Origin of the sequence: Paenibacillus humicus NBRC 102415 (assembly GCF_004000905.1) — a bacterium.
Taxonomy (GTDB): Bacteria; Bacillota; Bacilli; order Paenibacillales; family Paenibacillaceae; genus Paenibacillus_O; species Paenibacillus_O humicus.
Genome location: NZ_BIMD01000044.1, coordinates 26,795 through 41,780 on the forward strand (window position 1 = coordinate 26,795; position 14,986 = coordinate 41,780).

The 14,986-nt window shown below is 55.9% G+C and carries 17 protein-coding genes and 4 tRNA genes; 4 read left to right on the forward strand and 17 right to left on the reverse strand.

Annotated elements, in window-relative coordinates; all coding sequences use genetic code 11:
- Positions 1 to 91 precede the first annotated feature (91 nt).
- The 3 genes from PHU01S_RS20565 to PHU01S_RS20575 form a co-directional block, all read right to left on the reverse strand.
- Entirely contained in the window at positions 92 to 547 is a 456-nt protein-coding gene (locus tag PHU01S_RS20565; RefSeq protein WP_049869318.1) for a DinB family protein, read from the reverse strand.
- Between the two features lie 266 nt (positions 548 to 813).
- Positions 814 to 1,617, reverse strand: coding sequence for a TrmH family RNA methyltransferase (locus PHU01S_RS20570; protein WP_049869316.1), 804 nt, complete (start codon positions 1,615 to 1,617; stop codon positions 814 to 816).
- On the reverse strand, positions 1,614 to 2,297 hold the full coding sequence (locus PHU01S_RS20575) for a potassium channel family protein (RefSeq protein ID WP_048745071.1): 684 nt from the start codon (positions 2,295 to 2,297) through the stop codon (positions 1,614 to 1,616). Before PHU01S_RS20575 ends, PHU01S_RS20570 begins: the two co-directional genes overlap by 4 nt.
- Positions 2,298 to 2,447: 150 nt before the next feature.
- Between PHU01S_RS20575 and sspI the strand changes: the two genes are divergently transcribed.
- A complete protein-coding gene (sspI, locus tag PHU01S_RS20580; RefSeq protein ID WP_021879181.1) occupies positions 2,448 to 2,660 on the forward strand; it encodes a small acid-soluble spore protein SspI in 213 nt (70 codons plus the stop codon).
- Between the two features lie 51 nt (positions 2,661 to 2,711).
- Here the strand turns inward: sspI and PHU01S_RS20585 are convergent, their stop codons facing one another.
- The 4 genes from PHU01S_RS20585 to PHU01S_RS20600 form a co-directional block, all read right to left on the reverse strand.
- On the reverse strand, positions 2,712 to 4,295 hold the full coding sequence (locus PHU01S_RS20585) for a peptide chain release factor 3 (RefSeq protein ID WP_048745072.1): 1,584 nt from the start codon (positions 4,293 to 4,295) through the stop codon (positions 2,712 to 2,714).
- A 101-nt stretch (positions 4,296 to 4,396) separates the two neighbouring features.
- On the reverse strand, positions 4,397 to 5,023 hold the full coding sequence (locus tag PHU01S_RS20590) for a cyclase family protein (protein WP_127509634.1): 627 nt from the start codon (positions 5,021 to 5,023) through the stop codon (positions 4,397 to 4,399).
- 320 nt (positions 5,024 to 5,343) lie between these two features.
- Positions 5,344 to 6,900 carry a glucose-6-phosphate dehydrogenase gene (zwf, locus tag PHU01S_RS20595; RefSeq protein ID WP_021879184.1) on the reverse strand — a complete coding sequence of 519 codons (1,557 nt, stop codon included), beginning with the start codon at positions 6,898 to 6,900 and terminating at the stop codon, positions 5,344 to 5,346.
- Between the two features lie 111 nt (positions 6,901 to 7,011).
- A complete protein-coding gene (locus tag PHU01S_RS20600) occupies positions 7,012 to 7,869 on the reverse strand; it encodes a hypothetical protein (RefSeq protein ID WP_164763137.1) in 858 nt (285 codons plus the stop codon).
- 136 nt (positions 7,870 to 8,005) lie between these two features.
- Between PHU01S_RS20600 and PHU01S_RS20605 the strand changes: the two genes are divergently transcribed.
- Positions 8,006 to 8,392 carry a hypothetical protein gene (locus tag PHU01S_RS20605; protein ID WP_127509640.1) on the forward strand — a complete coding sequence of 129 codons (387 nt, stop codon included), beginning with the start codon at positions 8,006 to 8,008 and terminating at the stop codon, positions 8,390 to 8,392.
- Between the two features lie 121 nt (positions 8,393 to 8,513).
- A complete protein-coding gene (locus tag PHU01S_RS20610; RefSeq protein ID WP_164763139.1) occupies positions 8,514 to 9,194 on the forward strand; it encodes a hypothetical protein in 681 nt (226 codons plus the stop codon).
- Between the two features lie 27 nt (positions 9,195 to 9,221).
- Here the strand turns inward: PHU01S_RS20610 and PHU01S_RS20615 are convergent, their stop codons facing one another.
- The 6 genes from PHU01S_RS20615 to PHU01S_RS20640 form a co-directional block, all read right to left on the reverse strand.
- Positions 9,222 to 9,875, reverse strand: coding sequence for a response regulator (locus tag PHU01S_RS20615; RefSeq protein WP_373864551.1), 654 nt, complete (start codon positions 9,873 to 9,875; stop codon positions 9,222 to 9,224).
- A gap of 38 nt (positions 9,876 to 9,913) precedes the next feature.
- Positions 9,914 to 10,906, reverse strand: a complete 993-nt coding sequence (locus tag PHU01S_RS20620) for a sensor histidine kinase (RefSeq protein ID WP_048745075.1) — start codon at positions 10,904 to 10,906, stop codon at positions 9,914 to 9,916.
- Between the two features lie 139 nt (positions 10,907 to 11,045).
- Entirely contained in the window at positions 11,046 to 11,759 is a 714-nt protein-coding gene (locus PHU01S_RS20625) for a PspA/IM30 family protein (protein WP_048745076.1), read from the reverse strand.
- 4 nt (positions 11,760 to 11,763) lie between these two features.
- On the reverse strand, positions 11,764 to 12,252 hold the full coding sequence (locus PHU01S_RS20630) for a PspC domain-containing protein (RefSeq protein WP_049869309.1): 489 nt from the start codon (positions 12,250 to 12,252) through the stop codon (positions 11,764 to 11,766).
- 4 nt (positions 12,253 to 12,256) lie between these two features.
- Positions 12,257 to 12,937: a PspA/IM30 family protein gene (locus PHU01S_RS20635; RefSeq protein ID WP_127509646.1), complete on the reverse strand. Its 681-nt coding sequence runs from the start codon at positions 12,935 to 12,937 to the stop codon at positions 12,257 to 12,259.
- A gap of 67 nt (positions 12,938 to 13,004) precedes the next feature.
- Positions 13,005 to 13,301, reverse strand: coding sequence for a LiaF transmembrane domain-containing protein (locus tag PHU01S_RS20640; protein WP_021879193.1), 297 nt, complete (start codon positions 13,299 to 13,301; stop codon positions 13,005 to 13,007).
- Positions 13,302 to 13,529: 228 nt separating this feature from the next.
- Here PHU01S_RS20640 and PHU01S_RS20645 point away from each other — a divergent pair, with 228 nt between their 5' ends.
- Entirely contained in the window at positions 13,530 to 14,504 is a 975-nt protein-coding gene (locus PHU01S_RS20645) for an alpha/beta fold hydrolase (protein WP_127509650.1), read from the forward strand.
- A gap of 71 nt (positions 14,505 to 14,575) precedes the next feature.
- Here the strand turns inward: PHU01S_RS20645 and PHU01S_RS20650 are convergent.
- From PHU01S_RS20650 to PHU01S_RS20665, 4 genes are all read right to left on the reverse strand, one after another.
- Positions 14,576 to 14,658, reverse strand: a tRNA-Leu gene (locus PHU01S_RS20650).
- Positions 14,659 to 14,733: 75 nt separating this feature from the next.
- Positions 14,734 to 14,810 (reverse strand) — tRNA-Arg (locus PHU01S_RS20655).
- A 13-nt stretch (positions 14,811 to 14,823) separates the two neighbouring features.
- A tRNA-Cys gene (locus tag PHU01S_RS20660) sits at positions 14,824 to 14,897 on the reverse strand.
- Positions 14,898 to 14,904: 7 nt separating this feature from the next.
- Positions 14,905 to 14,979: transfer RNA gene (locus PHU01S_RS20665), tRNA-Gly, on the reverse strand.
- Between the last annotated feature and the right edge of the window lie 7 nt (positions 14,980 to 14,986).

The window sequence follows — 14,986 nt, forward strand, 5'->3', positions numbered from 1 at the left end:
GGCAATCGCCAGTTTGCGGGCTTTCCTTTTCGCGTGCACCAGCTGCTGGAGTACAGCGTTGTCATCGCTTGCCTATTATTGTTCGGCTCTGTTAAAGCTTCGCGAACAGGATGTAATCGACTGGGACAGGCTCTGCCGATTCGATCCGAAGTGCCCGGTTGATCTGTCCCCGATGATATTGCCCGTGCAGGAGAACCTGCAGCAGGATGTCCCGGACGGATGCCCGGTATGAAACCCCGCTCTGGTTCGCATAGTCGATCACCCCGTCCAACTCGGATTCCTTAAGCTCATCGATATAGACGCGGTATTGCACGGCGTTTTCTTGGAACATCGTCCGAATGGCCGACAGGTTTTCCTCAACCTCCCACAACGTATAGTGCGCGCTGCCCTTGCCTTGCAGCCGGGACAGCCAGACTTGTTCCGCGACCGCGATGTGCCGAACCAGCTTCAGAAGGTCCTTGTTGTTCGTCCCGCTCTCCTCGAGCGCGTCCAGGATTCGTCCGTCCGCCCAGTACAGGTGGTCCATCATGCTCTTAATCGTCTTCATTCGGGTTCCCCCTCGTCTTTGATTCCTTGAATGGCGTAGGTTTCAAGCGTCCCATATTTGAATTTATTTGAATTTATTTGAATTTATTTGACTAATGAGAACTCTGTCCATTCATTCGAGTCATAGAAGATGAAAAAAGTCCTGATAAATCAAGAGATTCTTGATTATCAGGACTGACAAAAGGTGCCCGGCTCGCCTTGCAAATCGACATTATGACAAGCCCCAAGCTGGTGTCAAACGAATTGCAGCTTGCACACCAACGATGGCTACTTGCCGGCTGCATGCTCCCGCTGGCGCAGCGCCTCATACAGCACCACGGTCGCCGCCATCGCGACGTTGAGCGATTCGCTTCGGCCCTTCATCGGGATAATGATGCCGAGATCAAGCTGGTTCAACGTCTGCGGGGACAGGCCTTCGGCTTCATTGCCGAAGAGCAGCCATACCGGCCCGGTGAAGTCGCATTCATAACAGCTTCTTGCCGCCTGCAGGCTCGTTCCTGCCAGCAGCATGCCCCGCTCCCGAGCCTTCGGCAGCGCCTCGGCGAGATCCATCTCCAGCACCGGAAGATGGAACAGGCTGCCCATCGTCGAGCGGACGGTCTTGGGGTTGTAGAGATCGACGCAGCCGCGGCCGAGAATGACGGCATCGGCTCCGGCCGCATCCGCGCTGCGAATGATTGTGCCCGCATTGCCGGGATCGCGGACGGCATCGAGCACGACGACAAGCGCGTCCGGCTTGTGCAGCGCCGCTTCGTCGTGGGACGGCTTGTCGACGACGGCGAACACCGGCGGCGGCGAATCCGTTCCGGTGCATTTGGCCATGACCGCTGCCGAAGCAGGGACAAGCTCCGCCGACGAATCGCGAAGCAGGGGCTCCAGCTCGGCAGGCATGCCTCGCCCGGCATCGTATACGATCGTGCCGACAGAGGCTCCGCATAGAAGCGCTTCTTTGACCATATGGACGCCTTCAGCCAGGAATTGGCCGCTGCGCTTGCGGCCCTTGGCATCCAGCAAGGCCGTCCATGCTTTTACGCGGGAATTGGAGGTTGAGGTCAACGGTTCGCTAATCACTTCCGGTTCAATTCCTCCTCGACGGAATAAGCGACCTCGAGGCCGGTCAGATCGCGGTTCGCTCCGACGACGACAAGCACTTCATCCGCTTCGATGACATGATCCGGCATCGGGGATATATCCAGCTTTCCATGCGTTTTGATGGCCATGACGTTGCAGCGATGCCTGGCCCGTATATCCAGCTGCTTGAGCGTGCGCCCGACCATGGCTGGGGGAGCCTGGATCTCGATGATGCCGTAATCCGGGGACAGCTCGATGAAGTCCAGCACATTGGGCGAGATGAGGTGATGCGCCACGCGCAGGCCCATGTCCCTCTCCGGGAAGACGACACGGTCCGCTCCGATTTTGCTGAGCACTTTGCCGTGCAGCTCGTTTTGGGCTTTGACAATCAAATAGGGGACTCCCAGATCCTTCAGAATCAGCGTGGTCAGAATGCTGGCCTGAATGTCCTCTCCAATGGCGACGACGACGACGTCGAAGTTGCGGACGCCGAGTGCGCGCAGAGCTTCTTCATCCGTCGTGTCCGCCGTGACCGCATGGGTGACGACGGGAGAGATCTCCTGGATCCGCTGCTCGTCGCTGTCGATGGCAAGCACTTCGAATCCCATCTCGGACAGGGACTGGGCTACGCTGGAGCCGAAACGGCCCATGCCGATCACGGTATATTGTTTTTTGCGCATGAATAGTTCTCCGCCTTTCTTAAGGGCTGCATACCGTTCAGTATACCATATCCAGCTCCTTTCTTTCCCTCATGCGGACCGCATTCTTTACATGAACGAATCCGATGGGGGCATGCTATGGAGGAAATGACTCAAGGGGGAAATGCGTCCATGAATGAGTTCGACCTTCGCCAAGCCATCGCCCAGATTGTCAAGGACAAGTCGGAGAATGAGCTCGGCGATATCATCCGTGAATCCATCGACGGCGACGAAAAAGCTCTTCCCGGTCTCGGCGTCTTGTTCGAGATGATCTGGAAAGACAGCGGCGGCCAGGAACAGCAGCAATTGATCGGCAAGCTGTACGGGCATCTCCATTCATCGTAAAGGAACAGCCCCTGCCGCATTTTCGCGGCAGGGGCTGTTTTCATTCCGTGGTTATGGAGCCGTCTCCAGAAATTTGGAGGTCGGATTCTTGTCGACAGCGGTGCGCATCGCATACTCGTTCTCGAACAAGGCGACGTAATTGTCCTTTTTGTCCTTGACGAGCGTCGAGTTGATCCGGAACTTGGTCGGATCGATCTTGTCGTCCACGATCCAGCGCGCGAACTGGAAAGGCATCCTTTGGAGGATGACGTCCACCCCGTATTCAGCCTTCATCCGATATTCGAAAACCTCGAACTGCAGCTGGCCGACGACGCCTAGAATCGTATCCTCGAAGCCGCTGGCGGACTGGAACACCTGGATAGTGCCTTCCTCCGTCAGCTGGTCGATTCCTTTTTCGTATTGCTTTTTCTTCAAGGCGTTCTTGATCGAGACCTTGGCGAAAATTTCCGGCGAGAACGTCGGCAGCTCGTCGAACACGATCGAGCTGCCCTGCGAGAGAGAATCGCCGATGCGGAAAATCCCCGGATCGAACAGCCCGATAATATCTCCCGGATAGGCCGCTTCGACGATGTCCCGGTCCTGCGCGAGGAACTGCTGCGGCTGGGCCAGCTTGATGTCCTTCCCGATCCGCACATGCTTGACGCTCATGCCGCGCTCGAACCGCCCGGAGCAAATGCGCAGAAAAGCGATGCGGTCTCGGTGGGCCGGGTTCATATTCGCTTGGATCTTGAACACGTATCCGGAGAACTTCTCGCTCGTCGGCTCGACCGGGCCTTCCGTGCTGTTCCGGGGCTCGGGCTTAGGAGCGAGCTGCAGGAAGTTTTCGAGGAAGGTCTGCACGCCGAAGTTGTTGACGGCGCTGCCGAAGAACACCGGAGTCAGCTCGCCAGCGCGTACCTTCTCGAAGTCGAACTGGTCGCCGGCTACATCCAGCAGCTCCAGATCCTGCTCGAGCTGATCGGCGAGATAATCGCCTGCCATCTCCCGAATGACGGGGTCCTTGTAATCTCCGACCTTGCGCACCTCGATGGTGGAATGGTCATTGCCCTGGAACAGCTCGACCTGATTCTTCATCCGGTCGTAGACGCCGCAAAGCTCCCGTCCCATGCCGATCGGCCAGTTCATCGGAACGGAACGGATGCCGAGCACCCGCTCCAGCTCCTCCATCAGATCGAACGGGCTTTGGCCCTCGCGGTCCAGCTTGTTGATGAACGTGAAGATCGGGATGCCGCGTCTTCGGCAAACCTGGAACAGCTTGATCGTCTGGGCTTCGACGCCTTTGGCCACGTCGATCAGCATGACAGCGCTGTCGGCCGCGGTCAGCGTCCGATACGTATCCTCGCTGAAGTCCTGGTGACCAGGCGTATCCAGGATATTGACGCGGTGTCCCTTATAGTCGAACTGCATGACGGAAGAGGTTACCGAGATTCCACGCTGCTTCTCGATCTCCATCCAGTCGGAGGTGGCGTGCTTGTTGGCTTTGCGGGCTTTGACCGAGCCGGCCTCGCGGATGGCGCCGCCGAACAGCAGCAGCTTTTCCGTCAGCGTCGTTTTCCCCGCATCCGGGTGAGAAATGATGGCGAATGTACGCCGTTTGTCTACTTCTTGCTTGATTTCGTCGAGCAGTTTAGTCATGGTATTCCCCTTATATCGCGCTTTATTATTCATGAATCAGGCTAGCGGGCCGCATATCCATTCGCTGCCTGCGGGATCAAATCGGTTGCATGCTGTCGCTCCTACGGCCTGCCGATGAGGATCGCCCGGGCCGGCGACGCCTCGACTCCGCTCAGCTTGAGCGGGGCTACGACCATGAAGTAGGTTCCGGCCGACACATCCGCCAGCCTCAGTCCCTCCACGATAACGATATTATTGCGGAAGAGCGGGCGATGGGTCGGATAGTCAGGCTGCGAACGCTCGATTCCGAGACCGTCCGTACCGATGCCGCGAACCCCTACTTCAATTAAATACCGTGCGCCGTCTTCGCGCAAGTAAATAAAATCATCCTCGAACCGGCTGCTGAACGAATTGGCCGTCTTGAAAAGGACCCAATCGCCTCGCACAAGCCCAAGAGGCTCCAAGTCCGCCCTCGTGATGGAATCGGATACATGGGTAAGATCGACGACGCGGGCCGTTCCCGCCAGCTCTTCCAGCCCTATTGTCTCGATTCCCGCTCCATCCTCGAGCATATGCATCGGCGCATCCACATGCGTGCCGGTATGCAGATTCATCCGCAGCTCCGATTCATACACGCCTCCCTGGGCGAATGGCGCAATATTGCGGATCTCCGGCTTTTTGGCCTCGACATTGGCCCATACCGCCATATCTGAATGAATGGGCATGGAAATATCGTAGATTTTAAACATGCTTCATTCCGTCCTCTCGTCAAATAACGCTTCAATCCTGTCCGTAGCCGGACAGGATTGATGTTGAAGCTTATGGGTTCCATACTTAGTTAATTTTCCAGGCGGTTAAGTCGACGCTCGAGTGGCGCATGCATCGGCACGCCCTCAAGAAGCGCAAGCTTGATCGCAATCCTCCTCGGAGAGAAGCAGATTTGATCGAGTCCGCCTCTGAGAGAAGCAAGTATTGATCGAATTCCCACTCTGGGAGATGCAAGCATTGATCGCATCCCCCTTTGAGAGAAGCAAGCTTGATTGCATCCGCCTCTCTGACAGACGCCCCCTTACTGCGCTCCGCCGCTGATCCAGATGACGTTGTCTTCCGCTTGGCCGTTGACCGGCCACCAGAAGAAGCCTTCTTTGTGAAGGAGCTCATCCGTAGCTTCCGGTCCCCAGGATCCCGCTGGATAGGAAAGCAGATCCTCTCCGGATTCTCTCCAGGCAGCCGCTATGCGGTCCACGAACGTCCACGCTGCCGCAACCTCATCCCAGCGGGTGAAGTACGTCGAATCTCCGCGCGCCGCATCGTAGATCAGCAGCTCATAAGCTTCCGGCGTGTTGATGCCGACCTGGCAGCTTTGGCAGAACTCCATGGCGACAGGCTGAACCTCGTTGTCCGCTCCCGGCTTCTTGGCGTTGATCTTCAGGTAGATGCCCTCCGTCGGATTGACGCGGATGACGAGCAGGTTCGGACCCAGCTTATGCCGCTTGGCGAACAGGACGTTGTCCGGAACGTTTTTGAACTCGATGACGATCTCGGTCGTCTTGACCGGCAGCCGCTTGCCCGTGCGGATGAAGAACGGAACTCCGGCCCAGCGGAAGTTGTCCACAAGCACTTTGGCGGCAAAATACGTCTCCGTCTTGGATTCCGGATTCACGCTGTCTTCCTGGCGGTAGCCCGGAAGCTCCTTGCCTTTGGATTGACCGGAGGAGTACTGCGCCCGCACGACATTATCACGGACTTCCTCGCTTGACGCATACTGGCGAAGGGAGCGCAGAACCTTGACCTTCTCGTCGCGGAGACTTTCCGGATGCAGCCGTCCCGGGGGCTCCATGGCAATCATCGTAATCATCTGCAGAATATGGTTCTGCCCCATATCCCGAAGCGCGCCGGAATTGTCGTAATAACCGCCCCGCTCCTCTACGCCGACCGTTTCGGACAGCGTAATCTGGACGTTGGCGATATGATCCTTGTTCCAGAGCGGTTCGAACAGCTGGTTGGCAAAACGCAGAACCTGGATGTTCTGGACCATTTCCTTGCCGAGGTAGTGATCGATCCGGTAGACCTCTTCTTCCTTGAACACTTGGCTGATCTGTCCGTTCAGCTCGCGGGCCGATTCCAAATCATAGCCGAACGGCTTCTCGATGACGAGCTTGTGCCATCCCTTGGATTCCAGCAGGCCTCCGTCGCGAAGGTTGAACGACACCGGACCGAACAGCTCCGGAGCGAGAGCAAGATAGAAAAGCCGGTTGCCTTCGATGCCGAACTTCTCGTCGAGCTCCGAGGAGAGCTGGTTCAGCTCCCGGAAGCCATCGACGTTATGGATATCGAGCGGCTTGTAGACGAAGTGGTCGGCAAACTTCTGCCATACCTCGACATCGGTCGGCTTGTACCGGCAAAACTCCATGATGGACTCGTATACGTCCTGGCGGAACTGCTCATTGTCCCGCGGACGGCGGGCGAGTCCGACAACCGCGAAATTCTCTGCCAGCTTGCCTTCTTTATATAAGGAGAACAGCGCCGGGAACAGCTTCCTCCGCGCCAGATCGCCCGTGGCTCCGAACAGATAATAGACCGCGCCTTCAGCGGCCGATGATTCCTGTTTGCTAGAGTAGTTCATGTTCCCTCATTCTTTCGTCATAAATTTTGGATGCATCAGCTTGATATGGTATGTAGTGTATCATAACGTTGCGGGAATCGCCATTCATGGCGGCCAATCTTCATGGGGCCTTCACGTTCCCTCTGCCCCGCTCTCCGAGAGGTCTCCCGTAATGAGCGGAATGCCGGCCGTGATCTCCGCCGCGAAGTCCGCATCGCCTCCGCCATGCTCCGCCAGCTGGATATTGGCGGAGCGGCTCCCTTCCTTGCCTTCTCCAAGCCGCATAGCTCCCGCCACTGCAGGGGAGCTGTACGTCCGGACAATCGTTTGGGAATCCTTATACTCATCCAGAACGACTCCTGCCGCCTTTTGCGCGATGCGGCCAGCGGCGCCGACCCGAATAGCCTTGCCGTAAAGCTTGATGCTCATCATCCGCTTGCCGCCCGTGCCCGTCTCGGTCAGAGCGGCATTGACCTCGATCATTTCATTCAAGATAGCTTGAAGCTCCGCTGCCGGCGGAGCGTGGTAGGTCATGACGGCTTGCCGCGCCGCATCCCTGTTCTTTTGATCCGTGCCGAGCAGCTGCATTTTAAGCGTGCCGTTCGCAGTGGTACGCACCGCTTCCCATAGGATGCCCCCGCTGGTTTTGTTTTCATCCTTCCCGCCGGCAAGGTCTTTCGCGTCAGCGGTCATGCCTAGCGCTTCCGCGGTCTTGGCCGCTTGATCCGACGTCACTCCTTCCACGCTCCAGCGCAAATGCCAGGAGGCCGCCCTGGAGCCGCCTCCCAGCTCGCCGTCGGCCCAGTTCCACAGCTTCTCCATATCCTCGCCGGTTGCGGAAGACATCTGAACGTCCGGCTTTTTCGATGCCGGCACGCTCCAGCCGATGGAGCCTTTGCCCCCGGCTGTATAAATTGTAACGAGAACGGCCAGCGCAAGGAAGGCCAGCATAACGCCTGCGCTTTGTTTGGATCGCGGATTGCTCATCATAGTCCCTCCATTCCCTTGGCCCGTTGACTGGGTATTTGACCATACGCATCAGCCCGTAGGTGAATATAATGCATCATTCCATCCATCAAGGAAAACCAGAAAGGATGAACAACAGAAAATGGAACCTATTCGGCCCTTGCACGAAGAACATGTCCAGCGTTTCTGCGGAATGCCGGTGTGCGCCATTCTCAAGGACGGTACACGCCATATGGGTATTCTCACCGCTTGCCATGGCGGGCGGATTTATCTGAACGGCGGCGAAGAGCATCATAAGCGCCAGCAGCAAGGAATCGGGATTTTAGGGAAGCCGGCAAAGGGCAAAGCGAAAAAATCCAAAGCATCCAAACCCGTGCAGGAGCAAGTTCTGGAGCAGGAAGCCCACACTCAGGCTTATCCATACGGCCCCGGAGCAGGTCCTTACGGCCCTGGGTTCTATGGAGGCAGAGGTCCATATGGATACGGGTACGGCGCTGCGGTCGGCGTTGACCTCGCTTTCCTCGCCTTTCTGCTGCTGCTGATCTGACCATCCGGCGATAGTTGAACAGCCCGCCGACGTTTCCGGGACAGGAAGCTTCGGCAGGCTGTTTCTCTATGCACCTTATAGGGGTAATGGATTTCAATTCCAGCCTGAGGGAGGCTTCCTGATGATAGGTCCTTTGCGTCGAATGAACCGCATCTTCCATGTGGAAAAAGTAGCGCCGACCGTCCCCGTTGCCCCAGCCGCTCGAGAGCGGGTAGATCCCAGCCTGTCCGACTATGGCATGGATGGCATGACAACCCGGTTCGTCTCCGACTTTCGCCTGACTGCATCCTGGCTCCAGGCTGCGAGCCGGCTGCATCCGCTTATCCAGGACATGCGCCGCCGGCGCCAGCAGCTGCTGAGCGACGGAACGGCAGGTATTGATCTCTCGGGACTGGCCGATACCGTATACGAGCTCGCAGAACGATGGAACGATCTGGAGCTGCTTTATTTCCGCTGCAGACCTGGCCTCAATCCTTCCATCGAGACCGACCTGCGCTCCATGCGATCCCATCCTGCCGCACGTCAAGCCGGATTGGACATGAACAGGCAAGGGGAATGGAGGGTCAACCCCGTCGCCCTCAACCAGCAGCTTGAGAACCGCCCCGATGCGGTGCTTCGAGCCTTGTTCTCGTCGGAAGGACTGCTTCCTTACGCCGATCAGCTGCTCGCCTCATTCGAAGCGCAGCCTGCGTCATCCCTTATCGATCATGCCCATCTGCCTTCGGCGGGAACCTATAACGAGGACGGGGTTCTCGATGATATGATTCATCGTCAGGTGTCTTCATTCAGCTGCTTGGCTTGAATCTCTTCCGTGCTTCGCGGTGAATTCTCAATCCACGGCCAAATCATGCTTGTGCGCATATATAGCCGCCTGCGTGCGGTCCTCTACGCCGAGCTTGTTGAGCACATTGGTCACATGGAATTTGACCGTCTTGATGCTGATGAACAGCTTGTCGGCAATATCCTGGTTGGACAAGCCCTGCGCGACCAGCATGAGCACGTCCATTTCCCGCTCGGTAAGATCTTCATGAGGCGGTTTCTGGACCGGCTGCTTGGGTTGACGGAGCCTGCTCATCATTTTGGCTGCCACCTGGGATTCCAGCACGGATTGTCCTCTTGCCGCAGCGCGAATCGCTTCGGCGATTTCGCTTGCCCGGGAAGTTTTGAGCAGGTAGCTGAACGCTCCCGCTTCAATGACGGGGTACATCTTGCTGTCATCGAGATAGCTTGTAAGCACGATGACCTTGCATTCCGGCATGATCTCCATCAGCCTCCGGGTCGTTTCGACTCCGTCCATTTCTTCCATGACCAGATCCATCAGCACGACATCCGGGGCATAGGCGGTAGCCAGCCTGATTCCTTCGGCACCGTTGCCGGCCTCTCCCACAACCTCGATGCCTTCCTCCGTATCGAGAACCGCTGCAAGACCGATCCGAACCATCTCATGGTCGTCTACAAGCAGCACCTTGATGGGCCTTGCCATTCCGCTGTCGCGCTCCATTCGTTCCGGCATGCTCATGGTTAGAATCCGCCCTTTCCGTCTTCCAGGGGAAGCCACATTTCAATGGCCGTTCCTTCGCCCGGAGCCGTATGAATTTGTATGTTGCCGCCAAGCTCATGAATCCGTTCTTCCATCGTCAGCAAGCCATAGGAGGCCTGTTTCTTTTCTTCCAGATCGAAGCCGACGCCATTATCGGCAAAGCTCAGCTTGGCTTTGGCTCCATCCCGCTCCAGCCTCATGACCATCTTGCTGGCCTTGGCATGGCGCAGGGCGTTGGACAACGCCTCTTGCGCAATCCGGAACAAATGGTCCTCGGCGCTGGGGCGGAACAGAATGGTCGAATCCACATCAACCGTGATGTCCATCGGGACTTTCGCTTTCAGCTCTCCAACCAGCCGTTCGAGCGCCTGGGCCAAGTTTTTGCCATCCAAATGAACGGGACGCAAATGCAGCAGAAGCGCTCTCATTTCGGATTGGGCCACGGCCGCCATCTCCTCGATCAGCTGCACCTGCCTGCGTGCGCGCTCCCAATCCTTCTCGATCGTCCGGCTTACCGCCGTTGCGGTCATGGATATGGCGAACAGCTGCTGGCTTACGGCGTCATGGAGTTCGCGAGCCAGGCGCTGCCGCTCTTCGATGACAGCGGTGAACTTGACCTGCTCCCGCCACTCCTCCTGCTCCTCGGTTTCTTCCGGACGTGCTCCCTCTCCTTCGGGAGAATGCGGAATGGTAATCGATTTGCGCCTGCTCTGCTGCTGATTCAGCTTGCGGAGAGCTTCCCTAAGCTTGGACGTCTGGAGGTAGCTGTTCAGCACAGCCCCGGCGAGCGCAGCCGCGATGACCGCCAGCCCGTATAAGGCCCCTTTTCCTTGTATGGCAAAGAATTCGACATATCCGGTTCCTTGCAGCACGATGAGCAGCAGTCCAAGAATGATAAGCAGCCACAGTACCGTTTCAAGAACGTTTTTCTTTGTAGGTCCCTGACCCTTTCCTGGAGGCTTTTTGGCAGCCACAGTGATACTCCCCCTTCTTTCTCTCTCTACTTTACCTTTCCGTCGTCAACGGTTCAAGCGTTCCTCCGCCGCAAGCAAACAAGCCTCGGAACCCGGCGGCTGCGCCGCCATGTCCGAGGCTTGCGAAAGCAAAGCTTAATTAATTCGCTGCGTCTTCTTGTGCAGCAGCTGCCTGAGGAGGATTCAGCTTGTTTTTGAGCTGCTGCAGCTGTTCTTCTACCTTCAGCTGATTCTCCGGACGGATGGAGGCAGCTCCCTCCGCTTTATAGCCGCTTCCGTAAGGTCTGCGGAGAACATCGGCTTCGGCTTCCATCTGCATAATTTTCTCTTCCATGCGTCCGAATCCGCGGGATGCAGTGCCTGTATCAAGGGAGCCGACATTGGCGGAAGCCTGAGACATCTGCTTTTTCGCCTTGGCCATTTGAGCACGGGCGGCCAGCTCGTTGCGTTTATTGCGGAGCTGGTAATACTCGTCCTTCATGCCGTACAGCTGCTGCTTCAGCTCGTCTGCTTGGCTCTTCGCTTCCAGATGAAGCTGGCTATATTCTTGCACCTTCTCCTCGAAATACAGCTTCTCTTCCAAAAGCTTGCGGGCAAGATCCTCTTGGCCGGAACGAAGCGCCGTTTCCGCTTTGCTGTCACGATCCGAGGCGCTTCTTGCCGCTTCGTCGAAGCGCTGCTGCATGCGGCGCTCGTTGGCCATTTGCTTGGCTACCGTAACCTCGGCCTGGTGGATTTCCTGCTCCATGTCGCGGAGGTACTGGTTCAGCATAACGACCGGATCTTCCATTTTATCCAGCGCCTCGTGCATTGAAGCTTTTGTAATATCTTTCAGGCGTTTGAAAATACCCATGTTGTTATTCTCCCTTCTCATACTTCGAAAGTTTGGCTTTCAGTTCTTCCAGCTCGTTGCGCAGAGCTTTCTTCTCCAGGTCATCCATCATCTTGTCCAAGTCTGCCTGGCGGTTGCTGTCGGACTGCCATCCTGCCGTTGTCGGACCTTCCTGGTATTGCGGAGGGTTGCGGTAAGGGCCGCCATGCTGGCCGCCTCCTGCGCCTTGGCCGAATCCGGGGCGGCCCGGATCGTTGTGTCCTCCGTAGAAGTCGCCGCCCCGTCCATTCTGATAAGACCCGAAGTTTCCTGGAGGAAACTGGTTATAGTCATGCTCCTTCGGAATGACCAGCGCCGCCAGGATATAGATGACAATGGCTGCGCCGCTAGTGCAGACGGCAAGGATGATCGTCAGAATACGAAGCAGATTGGCATCTACATTGAAGTAATCCGACAGCCCGCCGCATAATCCGAACAGAACTTTTTTGCGTCTGGAGCGATATAATTGCTTCATGATGTTAGGTTCCTCCTTGTCCCAGCTTTCTCTTCAGCTGTTCCAATTCCATTTCTACCGCCGATTGGTAGGAAGAGTTTCCACCATGACCTGCGGTACCTTCGCTGCGAAGATCCCTGAGGCTGCGGGCTTCGTGCTCCATATCCGTGATCCGGTCGTCAAGCCTGCGGAACATGCCGTCAGGTTTGCCGCCGGGCTGGCCGGATACGGCTCCTGAGTAACGGGCGTTCATACGCTGCTGCAGCTTCAAGGATTCCATACGGGCCGAATAGTACTCTCGCTTGTCATACACGATCTGGTACTCGCTTCTCATCTCCTGAAGATTTCTTTCCAGGTCTTCCACGCTCTGGCGGCCTTGCTCGTACAGATCGCGATACTGCCGGGCGCGTTCCTCTGCGGATGCTTTCTCATGAAGGGCTATGCGGGCCAGCTGCTCTTCACCGGCTTTGAGTGCGGTAACGGCTTGCTGCTCCCGCTTTTCCTTCTGCTGCTCAGCGGTGAGCCATTGCATTTTCAATTGCTGGTTATGGGAAGAATACTGCTGATACAGACGCTCCGATTGAATGATCTCTTCCCGTGTCGACCACAGGAACTGATCGATCAGCCGTACCGGATCTTCCGCTTTCTCCAGGTGCTCGTTCAGCGTTGCGATCGTTATGTCTCTGACCCTGCGGATAATACTCATATTTGTCCTCCTCTAGCCGGTTGCTCTCTTTCTTTCGTTTTTCTTTCGTTCGTTTTTCTTTCTTTCGTTAATGAAGCCTTTTTCCTTTAAAGAGGGAGACTCCCCATACGATCAGTCCCACTGCGAACAGCAGCATGATCAGAGGCGTTAATTTTCCAAGCAGCCAGATGGCTCCTACGAAGAGAAGAACTCCGCCTACGATCCGGTTGCCGTTCCTCCAGCCGATGACTCCAAGTCCCAGAACAATAAGAGGGAAGATCAAGGATACGGCCCAGCTGATCAAATGACCTAAACCGAGAAATTTCATGGCCAGCAATGCGCCCGCCACAACCAAAATGATGCCTACCGTTGAATTGCGTTTCATCTCTGATTGCCACCGCCTTTCGATTCGCGAATATGCTCTCTTGCTTATGTCCTTATTTTAGGCCATCCCGGCAAAGTTCAAAACGGACTTGCGAACGTTTCTGTACCTGGACTCAGGTCGGGGAGGGTCTCCGTCCTGGAATTGGGAAGGATTGCGACCTGCTTAAGACAAGCCTGAAACGGTCGAATTCAGAGGTCCATATTTGAGGGATACAGGTATATACTAGTAATGAAGAAGGGCTATATCCAGGCAAGGGGTGCAGCTATGGAGTCCACCGTCGAGCATGATTCCTATTTCATTGATTCCGCAACAAAACCCAAACGGCTCCATGTAATGGAATGGCGCCCGTCCGGGACAGCTAGAGGCATCATTCAATTAAGCCATGGCATGGCCGAACACGTCGGAAGGTATGGCTCTTTTGCAAGGGAGATGGCCCATGACGGATACATCCTTATCGGCCATGACCACATCGGACATGGTCGGTCTGCAGCAGCAGGCGGGTTAGGCCATATGCCGGCCTCGGGAGGATGGCAGGAGGCATCCATGGACCTTCAGCGAATAGCGCTTCATGCGAAGGATCGGTTTCCGGAACTGCAACTCCTATTATTCGGTCATAGCATGGGCTCTTTTCTTGCGAGAACCTGCCTGATCGATGCTCCGGACTTATGGCAGGCTTGCATTTTGAGCGGGACAGCCTGGAATCCTGCTTTTGCGTTGGCGGCAGGCCAAACCTTGATTCGGCTTGAGATGATGCTGAGAGGTGAGCATGCCCGCTCCGAGCTGTTGAACAAAATCATTTTCGGTTCCTACAACAAGAAATTCAAGCCCAATCGAACCCGTCATGACTGGCTTTCGGTAGATGAAGGCAATGTTGACCGTTATATGGCGGACCCGTATTGCGGATTCATCCCTTCCGTCGGGTTTTTCAGCAGCTTGATTGCAACCGGAATTCCCTACATCCAAAATCAAATGCATCTGGCTAAAATGAACAAAACGATGCCTGTATACTTCTTTTCCGGCGCCGATGATCCGGTCGGCCAGTATGGCAAAGGCGTTGAACGTACGTTCCAAGCTTTTTTGGATGCCGGGATGAGAAACGTCACGATGAATCTTTACCCCGATGTCCGTCATGAGGCTATACAAGAATGGAATCGGAAAGAAATTCGGGAAGATCTCCGGCTTTGGCTGAGTTCCAACCTTTAATGCTTCTTTTCATGGATGCGAAAGAAAAAGGCTTGCAGAACCGCATAAGCGATTCTACAAGCCTTTTGGAATGCTGGTGAAGGGACTCGAACCCCCACTCCGTCTCCGGAAGCGGATTTTGAGTCCGCCGCGTCTGCCATTCCGCCACACCAGCACATATAAAATTTCCTCTTCACTCTATATATTCAAGAGGCAGAGGAATCAAACTTCATTTTAAATGGAGATAAAATGGCGTGCCCTAAGAGATTCGAACTCCTGACCTTTTGATTCGTAGTCAAATGCTCTATCCAGCTGAGCTAAGGGCACACGTTAGATAAGATGGAGGCGCCACCCAGACTCGAACTGGGGGTAGAGCTTTTGCAGAGCTCTGCCTTACCACTTGGCTATGGCGCCACAAAATTGGAGCGGAAGACGGGAATCGAACCCGCGACCCTCGCCTTGGCAAGGCGATGCTCTACCGCTGAGCCACTTCCGCAAATAAA